The organism is Rummeliibacillus stabekisii (genome assembly GCF_007988965.1).
GTDB lineage: Bacteria > Bacillota > Bacilli > Bacillales_A > Planococcaceae > Rummeliibacillus > Rummeliibacillus stabekisii.
Window position 1 is genome coordinate 121,529 of record NZ_BJVD01000004.1, and the last position, 17,227, is coordinate 138,755.

Annotated in this window: 15 protein-coding genes and 1 other RNA gene; 8 read left to right on the forward strand and 8 right to left on the reverse strand. The window is 37.2% G+C overall.

Features of this window, described 5'->3' with window-relative positions; translation table 11 throughout:
- Nucleotides 1-4 precede the first annotated feature (4 nt).
- Nucleotides 5-364, forward strand: a transfer-messenger RNA (tmRNA) gene (gene ssrA / locus RST01_RS09725).
- 128 nt (nt 365-492) lie between these two features.
- Here ssrA and RST01_RS09730 read toward each other — a convergent pair.
- The gene (locus RST01_RS09730) at nt 493-996 is read right to left on the reverse strand and encodes an SMI1/KNR4 family protein (protein ID WP_244946692.1); all 504 of its coding nucleotides are present in this window, start codon (nt 994-996) and stop codon (nt 493-495) included.
- A gap of 567 nt (nt 997-1,563) precedes the next feature.
- Here RST01_RS09730 and RST01_RS09735 point away from each other — a divergent pair.
- Nucleotides 1,564-3,252 carry a hypothetical protein gene (locus RST01_RS09735; RefSeq protein ID WP_147196330.1) on the forward strand — a complete coding sequence of 563 codons (1,689 nt, stop codon included), beginning with the start codon at nt 1,564-1,566 and terminating at the stop codon, nt 3,250-3,252.
- Between the two features lie 116 nt (nt 3,253-3,368).
- Here the strand turns inward: RST01_RS09735 and RST01_RS09740 are convergent, their stop codons facing one another.
- Nucleotides 3,369-4,850, reverse strand: a complete 1,482-nt coding sequence (locus tag RST01_RS09740) for a PH domain-containing protein (protein WP_147196332.1) — start codon at nt 4,848-4,850, stop codon at nt 3,369-3,371.
- Nucleotides 4,850-5,347, reverse strand: coding sequence for a PH domain-containing protein (locus RST01_RS09745; protein WP_147196334.1), 498 nt, complete (start codon nt 5,345-5,347; stop codon nt 4,850-4,852). Before RST01_RS09745 ends, RST01_RS09740 begins: the two co-directional genes overlap by 1 nt.
- A gap of 342 nt (nt 5,348-5,689) precedes the next feature.
- On the opposite strand from RST01_RS09745, the gene RST01_RS09750 reads away from it, so the two are divergent.
- The 4 genes from RST01_RS09750 (at nt 5,690) to RST01_RS09765 (ending at nt 10,586) form a co-directional block, all read left to right on the forward strand.
- Complete coding sequence (locus tag RST01_RS09750; RefSeq protein ID WP_147196336.1) at nt 5,690-7,480, forward strand: M3 family oligoendopeptidase; 1,791 nt, start codon at nt 5,690-5,692, stop codon at nt 7,478-7,480.
- A 249-nt stretch (nt 7,481-7,729) separates the two neighbouring features.
- Nucleotides 7,730-8,683, forward strand: a complete 954-nt coding sequence (locus tag RST01_RS09755; RefSeq protein WP_147196338.1) for a restriction endonuclease — start codon at nt 7,730-7,732, stop codon at nt 8,681-8,683.
- Between the two features lie 151 nt (nt 8,684-8,834).
- Complete coding sequence (locus tag RST01_RS09760; protein ID WP_147196340.1) at nt 8,835-9,386, forward strand: hypothetical protein; 552 nt, start codon at nt 8,835-8,837, stop codon at nt 9,384-9,386.
- A gap of 678 nt (nt 9,387-10,064) precedes the next feature.
- Nucleotides 10,065-10,586, forward strand: a complete 522-nt coding sequence (locus RST01_RS09765) for a hypothetical protein (RefSeq protein WP_147196342.1) — start codon at nt 10,065-10,067, stop codon at nt 10,584-10,586.
- A gap of 287 nt (nt 10,587-10,873) precedes the next feature.
- Here RST01_RS09765 and gdh read toward each other — a convergent pair whose 3' ends face one another.
- The 4 genes from gdh to RST01_RS09785 form a co-directional block, all read right to left on the reverse strand.
- Nucleotides 10,874-11,659 carry a glucose 1-dehydrogenase gene (gene gdh / locus RST01_RS09770; protein WP_147196344.1) on the reverse strand — a complete coding sequence of 262 codons (786 nt, stop codon included), beginning with the start codon at nt 11,657-11,659 and terminating at the stop codon, nt 10,874-10,876.
- A gap of 40 nt (nt 11,660-11,699) precedes the next feature.
- Nucleotides 11,700-12,551: a GRP family sugar transporter gene (locus RST01_RS09775; protein ID WP_147196346.1), complete on the reverse strand. Its 852-nt coding sequence runs from the start codon at nt 12,549-12,551 to the stop codon at nt 11,700-11,702.
- Nucleotides 12,552-12,836: 285 nt separating this feature from the next.
- Nucleotides 12,837-13,115 carry a hypothetical protein gene (locus RST01_RS09780; RefSeq protein WP_147196348.1) on the reverse strand — a complete coding sequence of 93 codons (279 nt, stop codon included), beginning with the start codon at nt 13,113-13,115 and terminating at the stop codon, nt 12,837-12,839.
- Nucleotides 13,116-13,251: 136 nt separating this feature from the next.
- The gene (locus RST01_RS09785; protein WP_147196350.1) at nt 13,252-13,992 is read right to left on the reverse strand and encodes a DUF5694 domain-containing protein; all 741 of its coding nucleotides are present in this window, start codon (nt 13,990-13,992) and stop codon (nt 13,252-13,254) included.
- Nucleotides 13,993-14,201: 209 nt separating this feature from the next.
- Here RST01_RS09785 and RST01_RS09790 point away from each other — a divergent pair, with 209 nt between their 5' ends.
- Together RST01_RS09790 and RST01_RS09795 are read left to right on the forward strand one after the other, a co-directional pair.
- A complete protein-coding gene (locus RST01_RS09790) occupies nt 14,202-14,927 on the forward strand; it encodes a gamma-glutamyl-gamma-aminobutyrate hydrolase family protein (RefSeq protein ID WP_147196352.1) in 726 nt (241 codons plus the stop codon).
- A 397-nt stretch (nt 14,928-15,324) separates the two neighbouring features.
- A complete protein-coding gene (locus RST01_RS09795; RefSeq protein WP_147196354.1) occupies nt 15,325-16,464 on the forward strand; it encodes a zinc-dependent alcohol dehydrogenase in 1,140 nt (379 codons plus the stop codon).
- Nucleotides 16,465-16,482: 18 nt separating this feature from the next.
- On the opposite strand, the gene RST01_RS09800 is transcribed toward RST01_RS09795, so the two are convergent.
- On the reverse strand, nt 16,483-17,112 hold the full coding sequence (locus RST01_RS09800) for a DUF2238 domain-containing protein (protein ID WP_244946693.1): 630 nt from the start codon (nt 17,110-17,112) through the stop codon (nt 16,483-16,485).
- Nucleotides 17,113-17,227: the final 115 nt, after the last annotated feature.

Below are 17,227 nucleotides of genomic sequence, written 5' to 3' on the forward strand. Positions count from 1 at the left end.
TTAAGGGGACGTTACGGATTCGACAGGGATGACTTGGACTTGAGTTGCGCGTCGGAGGTCTCGGCTTCGTCAACAACGGAAGTTATATAATAACTGGCAAAACAAACAACAACTTAGCTTTCGCAGCGTAAGCTCGAAACTGCCTGACTGCTCTATCGCCCATGTAGCGTAGCCGGGCTCAACTTTAGTGGGATACGGTTGCTAGTGCCACTTGAGCTAGCAGCAAGAGACTTCCAAGTTAGCGCACAGGACGCCTGTTTGTCGGCATAATGCTTGCGCGAATCTGCAAATAGACAAACTACACGCGTAGTAGCTTGAGTTACAGTGTCTTTGGACGTGGGTTCGACTCCCACCGTCTCCATACTTAAAATACCGGCATTTGTGGTATATTATGTGATGTAAAGCATAAATTTTCCTTTTGGAATGTTTATGCTTTACTTTTTTGGGGGGGAAATTATATGGTTGATTTTAATGAATAGTCTTATTATCCATCTACTTTTTGTTCTTTACTCTTTTAGAACTTATCCGAAATAGTTGATGTAAAAAGTCATCAAAAGTGTCCGCAATTTTATGAAATTCCCATTCTTCTTCATCTGAAAAATAGTTCTCCACTATACATACAACAGTTGGGTGTTCCTTTTCCTTTCGATAGTCTAGAACGAGCCATTCATGAAAGTCTGTCCAAAGAACAATTAATCCTTGTGGAAGTTCTGCTTCTTCTAGAAGCTCTTTAGAAGATAATATACTTATATCATCTTTTTCAAAATGAATTGGCTCTATGCTAGGAAGTGCGTCTTTGGATTCTGTGTAATAAGGAAAGTTTAATTCACCGCCATTTTGCTCTTTCATCAGTTGAATAAAGGATGATGGGAAGTGAACATCCAAACTATTTTCAGCTCTTCTTATTATTTCGTCGTTAATCGGATAGTCGATACGATTATTTTTCGGTTTTTCACTCCAAAAATTCTCACCTCTATAAAAATCTTTATTCAACATATGAATCACCTTCCATTTAATATTTCTACTGATTATAACGCACTATAAGTTCTTAACCCATTGCAAAACAGCTATTGTATGTCTAATTCTTCAGTGCCAGGCATCAAAATAAACGTGAATGTTATAACATGCATGTTTGTATTAACAATCAGTACAATTTAAATATCTTGAATCGAAATAGATGAGAAAAGAAACATACTCAAAGGTGTATAGTAAATAACAAAAAAAGATGGATAAAATATTTTATGAATCCATCTTTTCTGATTTTTTTGAAATAGTATAGTTTGGGATCAAAAGAGTTACACCACCCATTTGATAGATCGTTCATGGTTAAAGAACCTTTCGCTAGAGGGATTCGGAGCAGGGTCACTTGAACTTCGGCAATAGGCTCCCGTGTTAGCGTCATAATGCCTTTATATCGTGTTTTTTTGCTAAATATAAAACGCTAAAGTTGTCGAAAAATACCACAATCTAGTATATATTTAGCAATATTTTTGTATTTTTCAATTACATAGAAAGGATTTTTCTTTATAATGAATGGTAATAAATGAGAGAGGGTGTAAAAAGTTGAAGTATATTAAATATGTATTAGGTTTAACCAGTCTCCTAGTAATACTTTTCATCGAAGCACAGCTACCAGCTTCCGCAACAACATTCCCTACCCAAGGATTAATTGCCGATACAGACGGCGATATGGGTGAAATATCAGGAAACTTTATTTTTAATTGGAGCAAGTCGGACTGGTATGATGAGGAAGATAATCCAGGAAACGATCCCATGCAATTTAAGCTCTTCTTAAATAATGGGTCAACAAAACCATTCAAAACGTATACTGGCTACCGCCACAATGATTACCGTTTTGTCTATACCATTCCTAAAAATACAAAGCTCCCAAAAAATGAAACATTATATTTTAGGACTTATTACGCTCGTGATAACTCAGGGAAATACTACGAAACTAGTTATGACCCTTATAAATACCCGGTTATTGACAATATCAACAATGAGAAGTTAACACGCAGCGCTTCCGTAAAATTTCCAGAGGGGTTCAATGTCAGAATTAATCCGCGAAAAACGATTTCGATGATTTCACATGATCGCTCCTTTAAAGTGTTCATATCTTATGCCGATAAAAACGGAAAAACGATTGAAAAACTAGGCGTCATGTCAGTTACATTCAAAAACAAAGTGATTCGAATGCCAAAACTTCCGGCAAAAGCCAAATCATTAAAAATCTTTGCGATTGAAGGAAACAGGATTTCGAAAGATCCAATCGTTGTACCACTTTCTAATACAGCCAAAATAATGGAGAATTATCCGAAGAACCGTTCCTTCAAAGATATCAATAAAGAAGCTGGTATCTATGCGGGAAAACTCAAATGGGATGGCATGGGCAATGAAGACAAATTCTCAAAGTACACCATTTATTCATTTGAGCCACCACGTGTAACTACTAATCTTTGGAGGGCTGCCGCTAATAACCTAGTCAAATTAGGAGAAGTGAAAGCAACGGGGAAAAAACGTTATCAGTTTACATTGCCTCTAACAAAAAAGCCTTATTTAAAACTGGTGATTCTTCCCGAGATTAAAGGACAATATATATCAGCACTAGATGTGGATATCCATGAAACGAATAAATATTATAATCAAAGAATCCGGCGCTATAAAGTAACAGATAACTACTCTTCAACAAAGGAAAATCTAACCTTAACAAAGAACATGTTGTATTACCTTGATAAGACAAATTTCCTTGGATTCCAAATACCGGAAGACCAATACTTCCCTATTACGTTAAAATTATATGACTCAAAAGAGGGTACCGAGCCATTCCAAACATTTACTCAAAAACCAAAAGATAAATATTATTTGGGGTCCACTCGATTTCCGCTAGCGATCAAATCGAAAGACCTATATGTCGAATTTACAAATAAATTGGGACATACTAGTAACCGAATTCACTACAAAGTCGATCCAAAAGAAACCCAGGTCACGCCAAAACTAACAAGTAAAGACGTTGTATTCTATAACAGAAAAAATCAAAGCGATTATATTCTTGTAAAGAATGTGACACGCGGAGATGTCGTTTACGCTGGGTATGGCAGGGCAGAGGTGAGAAGAGAGCAAATCCGCAAAGATGGCTCTTTTAAAATTACAACAAGCCTAGACGATAATGGCGGCACACTCAATATTAAGTATGGAAGGAATGGTTACTTTACCTCTGAGGAAGCAGCGATTCCTTATGGAAAAGCGAAATAATAAAGAAGGATAGCCGCTTAAGTGGCTATCCTTTTTTTGCATAGTTGGAAAACAATCGTAGCTTTTCAATAGCTATAATCCCAGGTGTCCTCGCGATATCTCGTGTGATTAAACGTTTATTTTAAGAGAACTTCTGTAACTCTTTTCGCATACCATTGGTAAAATCGTTTTGCATCTTGGATTGGTATGTCTGATAGGGATTCGTATCGCACGGGTTTTGCTCGGTTGATAAAGCCGATTGTGGCAAGACCCATCCATTGCTGCAATTTTGATCGTTTCACTGACACTTCAGCAATTTTGTCGCGCCGTGTGATGAACGTTGTTTTTTCGAACATTCCTTGGCTTAGTTGAATTTGACTGCCCGTAAGCGCATAACGTGTGTTGTGATAAACAATCAACCGCCTGGCTATTATGAAGGCTAGCAAAACGGCAGATGCGATTGCCCAACCATATGTAAAGTCCAACAATGCAGGTTTGAAATACACAAGAAGGATAGTTGCAATCAGCCAGAACCAATATGGTTTTAGGAGTCGGGTGGCCAATGATTTGCGCGGCAGCTTCTTCATGTGTTGGCACACTTCATAGTCTGGCAGCAATTCGGAAATGATCGAATATGTTCGTTGCATAGGCAAAAATGGATAGAGTGTGCTGACTTCGTTGTCATCATCCCCGAGGTCTCCTATGCTAATCAACTTCACTTCTGCTAGTCCGAGCAACCGTTTCATAAACGATTGTGTAATTTCCACAGCTTGCACACGGTCTTTCGCAATCGAAAAAGCTGTTTCATCCAATACCCCTTTTGAAATATAAATCCGTTTGTCATCAGAAGCAATTTCATACTTTCCATACTTCACGAACGTGATAAGAATGCCCACACTGATAGATAGCATAATTACGATCGCTAGGAATCCTGCAATCATCCATCCAGATGATAGAATTGACTCGACCCAACCTTCTGCCGTGTCTTCAAGATGAAAAAGTGCACCGATTTTTGCTAATAATGAAGAAGCAATGGCGAGGAAGAATAGGAAACTGAGTGAGGTAAATGATGCCTTCACAAGATCTTGGTGTGTCGGCGTAAAATGAATTACTCGCTCTGTTTCGTTCCAGCGGCCACCATCGGGTTGTGGTTCATCATTCATATTTTGGGACACCGGATGGCTAGTCCTTTTCACCAAACTTTCTAATCGATCTGCTTCTGACCGGGTCAGCACGGGAAAGGGAACATTCGCATTCACACCTGATGTGCCTGTTTCAAAAGTGATGGAAGTCATACGCAATAGTTTATGCAAAAAGGATGTATATCGTTGTACGTTCTGGATTTTTTCATAATTGATCGTGCGTTCTGTCTTTTCAAATATGCCCGATTTCAGATGAAACGCCCGTTCATCTGTGCCGTATCGATTCGTAAACAGTTTCCATATGCTTGCGACTACTGTGTAGACAAAAGAGACAAGCAAAACCCAGCCCATAATATGGAAAAAGGTAGAATCTGAGCCTTTATTTAAAAAGAGAATCACAGCAAGAATTCCAAAGTTCTTAAAAAAACCAATGATATCAAAAAGTACTGTCAGTGGGTGGTAGTGTTTCATATCCATTAATCATCCACTTCCTTGATTTTTGCCATCCGTGCAATCTGGTTTCGAACTTCAACTGCTGTATCCTTTGGCAGAGCCGGAATTTCATGGCCCGATCCCATCGTCTCAATAGCAAGTGAATACAGGCCAAATTTACGTAAAATTGGTCCCTGATTCATTGAAACAGCTTGAATCTTTGCCATCGGCACCAATTCATGGCTCTCGTAAAATGCTCCTGTTTTTAGCTGTAAAAAGTCCTCGTCGATGCCATAGCGGAAATGGCGTACTAAGAAAACAGGACGTAGCCCCACAGACCAAATCGCAGACAACAGAATCAATTCTGCTAATACAAACAGTACCCAACTCACCCAATTCCACCACGAGAAATAGGTTGCTATACCATACAAAAAGGCAACTACACCAAGCGAAATCGTATGTGAAATCGCCGATCCCCAGCGCAGGGCGGGCACGGCTTCTTTTATTAACCGCATTTCTGGTGCTTTAATTTCATTTTCCATTGTAACCCCTCCAAGCGGTCATTTCTCCTTATTACAACAAATTTCGCAGTTGTTTTCAAGGTGTGTTGGAGAATGGAAGGATTTCCAGGATTCCTTTTCCCTAACAAGTATTGCTGCACATACTGAAGCTAGCGTAGCGGGGGCACAACTTCATTTTGCGATTGTAAATAGAGGGGGAGAGTTGTAAAACTTGTGAGAACGGTTGTAAATATGTGCTGAGCGGTGGTAAATATCCCGAATTCGGCTGAAAGCATATTCTAGCATTCTGAAATAAGCTTACTTTTAGTAGTTTTCCAGAAATTTCTGTATAATTAGAATATACATTCAAAGGAGGAGAATGAAATGGAGCAAACAAAAGAATACATACAAACTTGGGATTTGGATCAGATTTTTACTGGGGGAAGTCAATCTCTGAGCTTAAAAGAGACCATATCAAAATTAACGAAAGAAATATCGAAGGTAGATGAAAGTATCGAACTGTTTAATCCTGCAAAAGCTTCGGCAAATGATTTGGTAGTAATCCTCAATCAGTTGGGACCATTACAGAAACAATTGCGCGATGTCTTTGCTTATATTGGCTGCCTTAGCGCACAAGATGTAAATGATTCAGATGCAGCAGTATTAGTAGCCAAGTCCGGGGATTTAGCTGCAAAAATGGGGACAGTAAGCTCTAAACTAAATCAAAAGCTAAAAGATATTAAAGAAGAGGCTTGGGCACAAACGATGCAGTCTCAAGAATTAAAAGAGATTGCTTTTTCACTCAGCGAAGCAAGACGTAAGGCAAAAGAAATGTTGCCGATAGATCAAGAAGTATTAATCAATGATTTGGCTGTTGATGGCTATCATGCATGGAACCAGATGTACGATACGATTGTTGGCAGTATGTTTGTCACTGTGGAGGAGAAGGGTGAAAGTAAACAGTATTCAATGGGACAAGCATCCAATATGATGTCCAATTCTGACCACCATGTACGGAAGAAGACATTTGATTTAATCCAACAGGAGTGGCAGAGAAATGCTCCATTGTTTGGGCAATCATTAAATCATCTGGCTGGATTCCGACTACAAATATATAAACATCGTGGATGGAATGATGTATTAAGAGAACCACTGGAAAATAATCGAATGCAAAAAGAAACGCTTGATGCCATGTGGACAGCGATTGAGCAGAATAAAGAACCATTTGTAGCATTTTTAAATAGAAAAGCAAAGTTACTTGGTGTGGAAAAACTGAGTATGTATGATATTGGCGCCCCTCTCGGAAAAAGTGAAACAAAAGTATCTTACACCCAAGGAGCTAATCGGATCATCGAGCAATTCCAGAAGTTTAGCCCTCAAATGGCCGATTTTGCAAAAATGGCATTTGAAAATCGCTGGATTGAAGCAGAAGACCGAGCTGGGAAACGCCCAGGAGGATTTTGTACAAGCTTTCCAAATAAAAAGCAGACACGTATCTTTATGACATATTCAGGAACAGAATCTAATATCGCGACACTGGCCCATGAACTCGGACATGGTTTCCATCAACATGTGATGAATGATTTGCCAATCCAAAATCAACGGTACGCTATGAATGTGGCAGAAACTGCCTCGACTTTTGCCGAAATGATTTTGGCAGATGCAGCAGTTCGACAAGCAACATCAAAAGAAGAAAAAGTAGCATTGTTGGAAGATAAAATACGCCGAGGCATCACATTCTTTATGAATATTCATGCTCGTTTCTTATTTGAAACAAACTTTTATGAGGAACGTAAAAATGGCATGGTCCCGGTAGAAAGGCTCAATGAATTAATGGTTACCGCACAGAAAGAAGCATATTGTGATGCGCTTGATGAATATGATCCAATGTTCTGGGCTTCCAAGTTACATTTCCATAAGACAGGAACACCATTTTATAACTTCCCGTATACATTCGGTTATTTGTTCAGCCTTGGCATCTATGCACATGCCTTGGAACAGGGCAATGATTTTGAAAATGAATATATCGCGCTTTTGCAAGACACTGGTCGTATGACGGTGGAAGATTTGGCGAAAAAGCATTTGAATGTTGATCTAACAAAGCCAGACTTCTGGGAAAAGGCAATTCATTTATGTATTGAGGATATCAATGAATTCATGCAACTTACGGAATAATGGGAGTAAATATTGTGAAACAAAAGGAGTAACTAGAAAATTCTAGTTACTTCTTTTTGATATGGTATTTAAAGATTATCAGTTTTTTCATACGCAACGGCAGAAGATCTATTCTCAAATGGTATGATTGATGGGAATAAGTTTATTGATAGAGTTCCAGACTTAGAGTGGTAAAATAATACATGTAATTAGCTTGACTAGAACTTACTTATAGAAAAGAGAAATGGGCTATTAATCAAGGAGGCAACTATGAATAATGATTGGTCTAAATTAAAACGCTCTTCAAATGGAATTCCTACGTATGATTCATTAATTCCTTATATTTTAGAAGTTATAAAAAATGGGGAAGAGGCGACCAACGTCGTTATTAAAGAGAGGGTATGTGATTATTTAAATGTACCTCAACACATTGTGGAAGAGAAATACCCTAATTACCCAGATAGCGAAAGTATATTACATAACCGATTTAGCTTTGCCTTTAGTGATCTATCTAAAGCAAATGTAGTTGACCGTGTTAGAAGAGGTGTTTATAAAATAAATGAAAATGGGGAATTTTTATTAGATAACTATGGAGATCAATTAACTAAAAAAGTCTTAGAAGAACGTCCTGAATACATGCAATATATGAATGAATTGAAATTGCGTAATGAAAGAACGGGTGGAGCCACAATTGAAAATGTGGAGGAAAATGATAAGCCGAAAATTGAAATTGGGAGCCTAGTTCAGACTATAAACAATGAAATCGCGATTGAACTTCTGGATATTGTTCGTGGGAGCGATCCTATATTTTTTGAAAAGCTAGTAGTGGATTTACTAGTAGCCATGGGGTATAGCGGAGAAAATGGCGAAGCTAAAGTAACCAGCCAATCAAATGATGGAGGGATAGACGGTATTATCAATCAAGACCCCCTAGGAACAAGCACTGTATACATACAGGTAAAGAGATATAAAGAAGATAATGTAGTTGGAAGATCAGCCATCCAAGCGTTTTATGGAGCTCTTGCAGGAGTAAATGCAGATAGAGGGGTGTTTATTACAACTTCCCGTTATACTAAAAATGCAAAAGAGTTTGCCAAGAACCAAGGTATCGTGTTAATTGATGGCATCCAGTTAACTGATTTAATGCTGAAATATCGAGTGGGGGTAGAGGTAGCTCACCAATATACAGTATTTAAGATAGATGGAGACTATTTTGAGGAATAAACTACACTGGTAAAAATCATTTCATACTAAAAATGCTATTTCTTTTTAAGCAGCTTAATCTTCTTTAAGTTAGGCTGTTTTTTGTAGAGGTTATTTTTAATATAAAATAGAAAACTGATTAGCAAACGGTTGAAAGGGAAGGAAATTATAGATGATTGATAATTTTATAGATGATTATAAAAAACATAGAAAAAAGATACACAGAAAGGGTTATAAGGTAGTAGGAATACCATCAATCATAATTTTTATTCTAACCTTTGGTTTTATGGTTTTAGGCTTCTTTTTATTGCCTCTAATTAGCAATTGGTTTATTTTTCTCGAAATAGCCTCAGTTATTATATTGTTTAAAATTGATAAAAGAGTTGATAATTTAATTAACTTAAATTGGTTGAAAGATAAAGCTAAATTAAAAGGTTATATATCTTGTTATTTAAAGGAGAATGGGTTTACTCTTTCTAGTCAATTTAAAGAGTTATCAATTATTTTAAAACAGAGAAGCGAGAAAAAATATAAAAAGTATGATTTAACTTCATATATATCAATAATTGTAGCGATTGTTATTTTTGTATTAGGTATCTTGGTTAATGATAATTTAAAACTTTTATTTGTGGTAGTAGCACTTAGTTGTATTTTTATTATTATTAATATTAGTCTGATAATAATATTTATACTAGTATATTTATTAACAGGGAAAGTGAGGTAATTTATGAACTTGCAAGTCTTGTAGACGAAGTTTATTTTGAAGTTTCTATAAAGGAAGCTCAATTGCTCAAACAGGATTTACTTGGAACCTAATTTACAATTTAACTTCAAACAAGTGGTTATAGAAGAGTTGAATAAGTAAATAAATAAATAGATGTATGTACTGAGATTCGGATGAATCAAACAGTATAAAAAAATCTTTAACTAAAAGAAACCGAACTATAACAAAACTCTTCGTTGGAGTGTTCCTTAATAGTTGGGTTTTTATTTTTCTAGAATAAGACAAATTTATTTAAGAATAACTAAAGGCCAAATCATCATTTTTTGTTTTTGGAAGTTATGTATAAATACATATAAAGAATAAGATCTATTGTTAAAAATGATAATCCTAAGATCAATGTATAGTATTTAAAGAAGTTCCCAGTAGAATATCCTCCTACATAGAATACATAGAGAAAGATAAAAACAATTCCTAATAAAGCACAGATATTTTGGATCTTTTTCATGGTTTCTTCTGTTCTCCTTTAGGTTAGTTGGAAATTATGTATTATTTAAATATATTGGTAAATCATCCCCTTTTATTATATATCACACCTACCCATAAAAAGTACCCTAAAATTCACCATAGCATGTGATAGAATGAAGCGATAAATGAAATTACATCTTAAGGAGCATACGAATGGTGCGAGAATTAATTTATCCCTGCACTGAGGATACGAATAAGGAAATTGATGAAGCTCTAGAAAGAGAAAAGGTTAATTACGAAGTAGGGATTACCCTTTTTAACACGGGAAAAGATATACTGGCGTATTGTACATTGCACGTGTCGGAAGAAGAATACAATAAAGCAGCCAGTATTATTGAACGCTATTTTTCTCTCGAACAATCAGTAATTGAATATACGCATGCTGGGAAACTGGATCGTCGTCATAATAGATTGGTTAGTTTTAAATTATACGGTAGTTTTTTCCTTTTATGGTTTGGAGTTATATTTACTATCAGCGGATTATCAGGCGATCCGAACGTATTATCATATGCAGGAGCCCTAACAATTTTGATTTGGTCTGTTCTGGTTGGATGGTGTGCGATTAAGAAACGTTCAAAATATCATCTTCTCTGGAACATTCTAATAGGAATAATTGTAGTAATTGGTCTTTCGTTTAGCTTGTTCACACTTTATGCCATGTTATTTATGTCTTAATTGTTTTTTCTCTTATTTTGGCCTATGAATGTATTCTGAGGAGGTTAGCAAAATAGAAAAACAACTATGTCCCAAGTGTAAGGGAATCAATATAAAAAAGGGATTTCTTGGTGCAGGTGTTCAAATGGTCCGCATGTTTCCCGAACAAAGAAGAGGAGCCTCATCACCTATATCAGCGGAATACTGCAATGACTGCGGATATATAGTGTCCCTTTTTGTTGATCAGCCAAAGAATGTGAGATAGAAAAAAGGACATGGCTTAATACCATGTCCTACATACATATAGTTTAGCCTCGTCCAGCTTGGAATGAAGGATATTTCGTCATACCGCCATCCACAAATAGGGTAATCCCTGTTACATAGCTTGCTTCTGAGGATGCTAAGAATGCAGCTACAGATGCTACTTCCTCTGGCTTACCGATGTAACCCATTGGAATCATGCTTTCAACGTCAGCACGTTGTACAGGATCAGCAAATTTTTCTGCGTTGATTGGCGTATTCATGGCACCTGGTCCAATGTTATTAACGCGGATTCCTTTTGGCGCGTATTCAAGAGCTAATGTTTCAGACATTAATTTAATACCGCCTTTACTTGCTGCATAGTGAACAAATAATGGCCAAGGAATCATTTCATGCACACTAGACATGTTAATAACGTTCCCTTTAATATCATTTTCAACAAAATACTTGATGGCTTCACGGCTTCCTAAGAAAGCGCCTGTTAAATTTGTATCTAATACTTTGTTCCAGTTATCTAAGGATAACTCGTGCGAAGGTGATGGATTTTCAACACCTGCGTTATTAATCATAACGTCTAAGGTGCCAAATTCTTTAATAGCCGTTTGCACAAGATTTACGACGTCTTCTTCTTTTGTGACGTCACCTTGAACAGTAATGGCTTGTCCGCCTGCTGCTTCTATTTCTTTTTTGACCTCTAATGCTTCATCTTTACTTTTGTAATAGTTAATTACAACTTTTGATTGCTCTTGTCCAAAACGAACGGCCATAGCGCGTCCTAAACCTGTTGATCCACCTGTGATGACAACTACTTTACCTTTTAAATCAGTATACAAAATAATTCCTCCTCGTGTTAATTTGATTCATATTCCATCCTTAACTTTTCGCCAATCCAAGGAAGACTCCACCTAAAACGATGAGTACAATCCCGATATAAATAGCAATCAGCTGGGTTCTTGTCTTTTTTTCTCCTAGTAAGAAAATACCGCCAAGCGTTGATATTACTATTCCCATTTGGGACAATGAAAAACTTGTGGCAACACCCACTTTAGGTTGTGAAATGAATAAGAACATATTTCCTGCCGCCCAGATTAGACCAGGGATAATATTGCGAATGGCATATTTATTAAAGGGTTTATGCTTGTATGTCAGGATTAATCCTCCAATAACCATACCGATGGCTTGTGGGAATAAGGCCGACCACCCGCTGACATCAAACAAGCGAGCAACTACTACATAAACCAGATATCCGATGGTTGAAACAATCAGTGTCAAAACACCTTTTTTAAATTGTCCTGATTGTTCTTCATTTTTTCCTGATTCTAGTGACGTTAACACGATACCAATCACAATGAAGATAAGGGCTAAAACACCTAAGATAATCGTTTTTGCCGTTGACCATTCATGAAAAACGATGACGCCAAACAAAGCTGTGGATACTAGCTGCATACCAGTCGAAATAGGCATTGTTTTGGAAACGCCGATATAGTCAATCGATTTTAGCTGATTACTTTGACCCAGTGCCCAAAATAATCCGGAAACAACTCCTACAATAAAAATAAGCGGCGTCAATTCGGGTCGTACTACTAAATAAATCACAGCTGAAAAAATCAGTGCTCCTAATGTAGTCCCTAACGTTTGCGTGTATGGACCTCCACCTAACTTAACATTGAACAAAACGATGCTTCCCCAGAAAATAGCGGGAAGTATGGCTAAAAAGATATCCATTTGATAACCTCCTTTCCCAAACGAATTATTATCTTTTCCTAGAATAGACACCGTTATGTATCTGGTTTTTAAATTCTTTAACGTGCGAGACATATTTTCAGGAATCAGCCTCTACTTTTGTATTATTTGATGCATGCAAAGAAACAATACAGATATGTTTAATGTTTCTTATTTTTCACAAAAAAAGAAGCACTCTTATTGATTGCCCATATAGTCATATCCTAAAACTTAGTCTTAGGCTTAAACAGGAAATCAATTTGAGTGCTGTAAATTCATGCATATTTTTTAGTGGGGGTGTACCCTATGTATATAATGCTTTGTGAATGACATATTTGGCTTCTTCCACATTTTTTTATTGACGAAGATGGCATACTGCGTTTGATATTTCGAGTCAATCCCGAAATTTCCAAAGCTTCCTCGACTCGATCCAAGGCCAAACCAGCCAGAGGGCAAGTCTTTTATCTTATACGTATATTTGATGCCTCCTGTTGCTAATGCACCTCTTACCTTCGCTAAATCTTCTAGAGAATATGTAGCATAAACTTCTTCTTTGAAGAACGCCATTATAAACCCTCATTCTATAAATGAATAAGAAAAGAAACTTAGCTAATGTTAAACAGTTTTCTAAATCAAAAATGGACATGCCATTTTGAGGAACGCGAGTTGTTTAATGATGTGACTGCATTACATAATAAAAGAATTACCTTAGATAATCACTAGCTACTTCAACGTTAAAAAGTCTGCTTTCCTTTAAAAACTGTAGGAGCAAGTGAAGGTGTCCCGAACCGTACAAAACAAGAATTCGTTCTTCTGGGGAGTTTATTAAGTTCACTAAATTCTTGAATATTAACATATTTCGGTAATACCAATAGTTTGCTGTCCATGCTGCGCCTACTGAATTACTCCCACTACCGATTAAAGCAAGTTTCATATATACTTCATGCCCTTTTGCGATGTTTTCCTCTTCATTATGCCAAAGTAAAAATTCTTTTAAGGAGACTTGATAATGCTGTTTTGACTGCATAATAAATTCTTGCCCTATTTTTTCAATGTCATTAAAAATATTTAATTGGTTGTTATCCTCAGCTAACTTTCTGAAATCAGGAATCCCGTCTTGGTCATCATTCCAATCTACGGCATTCACTTTTCCAAGATTGCATTTTTTAGCTAATCGAAACCCAATTTGGTGAATTTCATTTGATGATAAAGAAAAATGTCCTGTCTGATATGCAATGTAATCTTGATTTAATTCTTCTTCAGCTTCTATTAAAACTTCCAATGCTATTTTTGTAGGCTTAAATATTTCTAGACAGTCTACTATATAAGAAATCTCATTCTGCCTTTTATCTGTTAATATTCCTTCAGTCTTAGACGTAAACATATTACCGTTATCCTGATTTGAAAAATGATCTGTTCCAATAACTAAAAATGTCGGTTTCAAAGTATCTACCTCCTTCTATAAAGGGTATTCGATACGATTTTTAAAATACCTTTCATTCTTTGGGTTGATTTTCCATTTAGTTAATGAGTAAATAATTAGACTTTGCACAAAATAAAAAAGGAATTCTCCATTTTCTTAGAGAATATATAGTACTAATGTTTTCAGCAATACACTGAAACAAATTTCATCAGCTTTCGAGGAGGTTCACCATGACAAAACCAATTATCGGTATTACTAGCTCATACATAAAACAGGGGATGTATATGGAAGGTACTTATGTACATCACGATTATCAAAAGGCCATAGTGGAAGCGGGAGGCGTGCCGATCGTTTTGCCTGTTGCGCCTTCTGATGTACTGGATCGTTATGTGTATATGTGCGACGGCTTTATTTTTAGTGGCGGGGAAGACGTGGATCCACGTTTTTATAATGAAGATCCTCATCCTAAACTGGGCTTCTTTTATACAGAACGCGATGAGTCGGAGCTTTATTTGATCAAAAAGGTGTTAGAAAAGAAGAAGCCTGTATTTGCGATTTGCCGCGGAATTCAGCTCTTGAATGTAGCATTGGGCGGGACTGTCATTCAAGACATTCCATCACAAAGAAAAAGCGCCATGCAGCATTCTCAAACAATCCAACGTGATAAAACGAGCCATGTGGTTCAGATCAATAAAGACAGTAAGCTGCATCAGCTGTTAAACAGGGAAACTGTAATGGTCAATAGTCTGCACCATCAGGCGATCAATCAGCTAGCCGAAGGATTGATTACTACAGCGACTGCCCGAGATGGCATGATTGAAGCGGTAGAACTTGAGGGAAATCCATTTGTGATGGGCATTCAGTGGCATCCTGAATCCATGGTGCGTAAAGATAAGACCATGATGGTATTGTTTGAGGAATTCGTTCGAGAGGCAGGCTCGTCTACCAAATCTTAAGGGCAAAAGGAGAAGACTATGGACTGGATTGTAGGGATAGCACTCATCATCCTCATTTTCTTTTCAAGTAGTATTATTGAAAGGCATTTGAAGGATATAAAGAAACAAAATAACGAATTGATTAAACTTTTATAAGAAAAGAATAGTGAAAAGTCATAAGCCTTTCCGCTTTAGCGGAAGGCTTTTTTATTGAAAGTTGCATCGCTTATATAAAAATCAGATGTTTATCTCTGCATACAAAAAGGCTATAGAAGGAACAATAGGGATAATGTATTCTTTATGCTGCATTAACGGACAGTGAATCGAAGAGATAAACTTCCCGTAAGCCCGATTGGTTCAACTAACACTCCATAGAGGGTGAGGTTTCACTTTATACAAATTGTGAGGAGATGATTTTTTGAAGGCTGTAACGTTTCAAGGAATAGAAGATGTGAAAGTAAAAGAAGTTCAGGATCCAACTATCCACAAAAAAGATGATATTATTGTTCGCATTACTTCCACGGCAATTTGCGGCTCTGACCTACATATCTACAAAGGGTCAATGCCAGCTCAAAAAGATATGGTGATTGGACATGAGCCAATGGGGATCGTGGAAGAAGTGGGACCTGACGTGACACGCGTGAAAAAAGGCGACCGTATTATCTTGCCTTTCAACGTATCATGCGGGGAGTGCTACTATTGTAAAAATGAAATGGAGAGCCAATGCGACCATGCCAACGAAAATCCAGAAGTAGATGCGGGTGCTTACTTCGGCTATACAGAGAGGTATGGTAACTATCCGGGCGGACAAGCGGAATATTTACATGTACCATACGGGAACTTCATGCCGTTTGTCATTCCTGAATCATGTGAGCTTCCAGATGAAGCATTGCTATTTTTATCTGATGTCATTCCAACAGCTTGGTGGAGTGTTGAATCAGGTGGCGTAAAAAAAGGTGACACTGTCGTGGTATTAGGCTGCGGACCTGTGGGCTTAATGACGCAAAAGTTTGCATGGATGAAAGGTGCTAAGCGAGTAATTGCAGTCGATCATGTACCGTACCGCCTGCAGCACGCGAAAAAAATGAACAATGTAGAAATCGTCAATTTTGATGAACAAGACGAAGCTGGATTATATATTCGTGAAATTACAAAAGGTGGAGCAGATGTAGTCATCGACTGTGTCGGCATGGATGGAAAGAAAAACGCTCTTGAAGCAGTTGGTCAAAAGCTGAAAATCCAAGGTGGTACGACGAGCGCATTGAAGATTGCGAAGGAAGCTATCCGTAAATTTGGTACACTGCAAGTAACTGGCGTGTACGGCGCGAAGTACAATCAATTCCCACTCGGCAATTTATTTGAACGAAACATCATTATGAAAATGGGCCAAGCACCTGTCATTCATATGATGCCAATGCTGTTTGATATGATTACGAAAGGTGAGTTTGATCCGACTGAAATCATCACACATAAAATTGCATTGGATGAAGCAGATAAAGCATACAAGATTTTCAATGATCATGAAGATGAATGTATTAAAGTTATCCTAAAACCATAAAACGAAAAAAAAGGGATCTTATGAGGATCCCTTTTTCTTTTGGAGAAATTTATTATGCCATTTGGTGAAAATAAGGAGTGCTAAAATAGTGCCGATAAGTGCCATGGTCATATCCCATTCCGAATCCCACTTGTCACCCTGCAAGCCAAGGAAGCCTTTGGCAAATGATTTTCCTTGAACCATCTTATAGGTTAGCATTTCCGCGATTTCATATAGTGCAGAAATCATCATCAGAATACTAAAGCAATAAAAAGTGAGCCAAAACCCTTTTCGAATATGTCCAATACGGATTAAGACTTCACGAAAGATGATGGCTGATAATCCCATCATCAAGTGGCCTAAGCGGTCATAATAGTTGCGCTTTAAATCGTACTTCTCTTTTAGCCAATGAAAGAACGGCTCGTCTTGAAAGGTGTAATGTCCGCCGATGAATTCTAGGATGGAAAGAATAGCCAGAAAGGTATAGGAAAGAGAAGTAAAGGTAAATTTTTTATATGTAAAAAGAGCAACGATTACAATAAGCGCAAAAGGACCAGCATCCGCAGCCCAGCCGCCATAGGATTTTGGATTAATTAAGGACCAAACCATAAAGCCAAGAACAATAATAGCTAAAAAAAGGTGATAATAATTCCTTTTGTTTTCTTGCAAGGTGATCCCTCCTCTTTTCTTTCAGTATGCCCATATTCACATAGGGTAAGTCATTTAGTTGGAACAATGGGGAGATCACAGCGTCTTATAGAAATAGCTAAACTTCTGTCTGAAT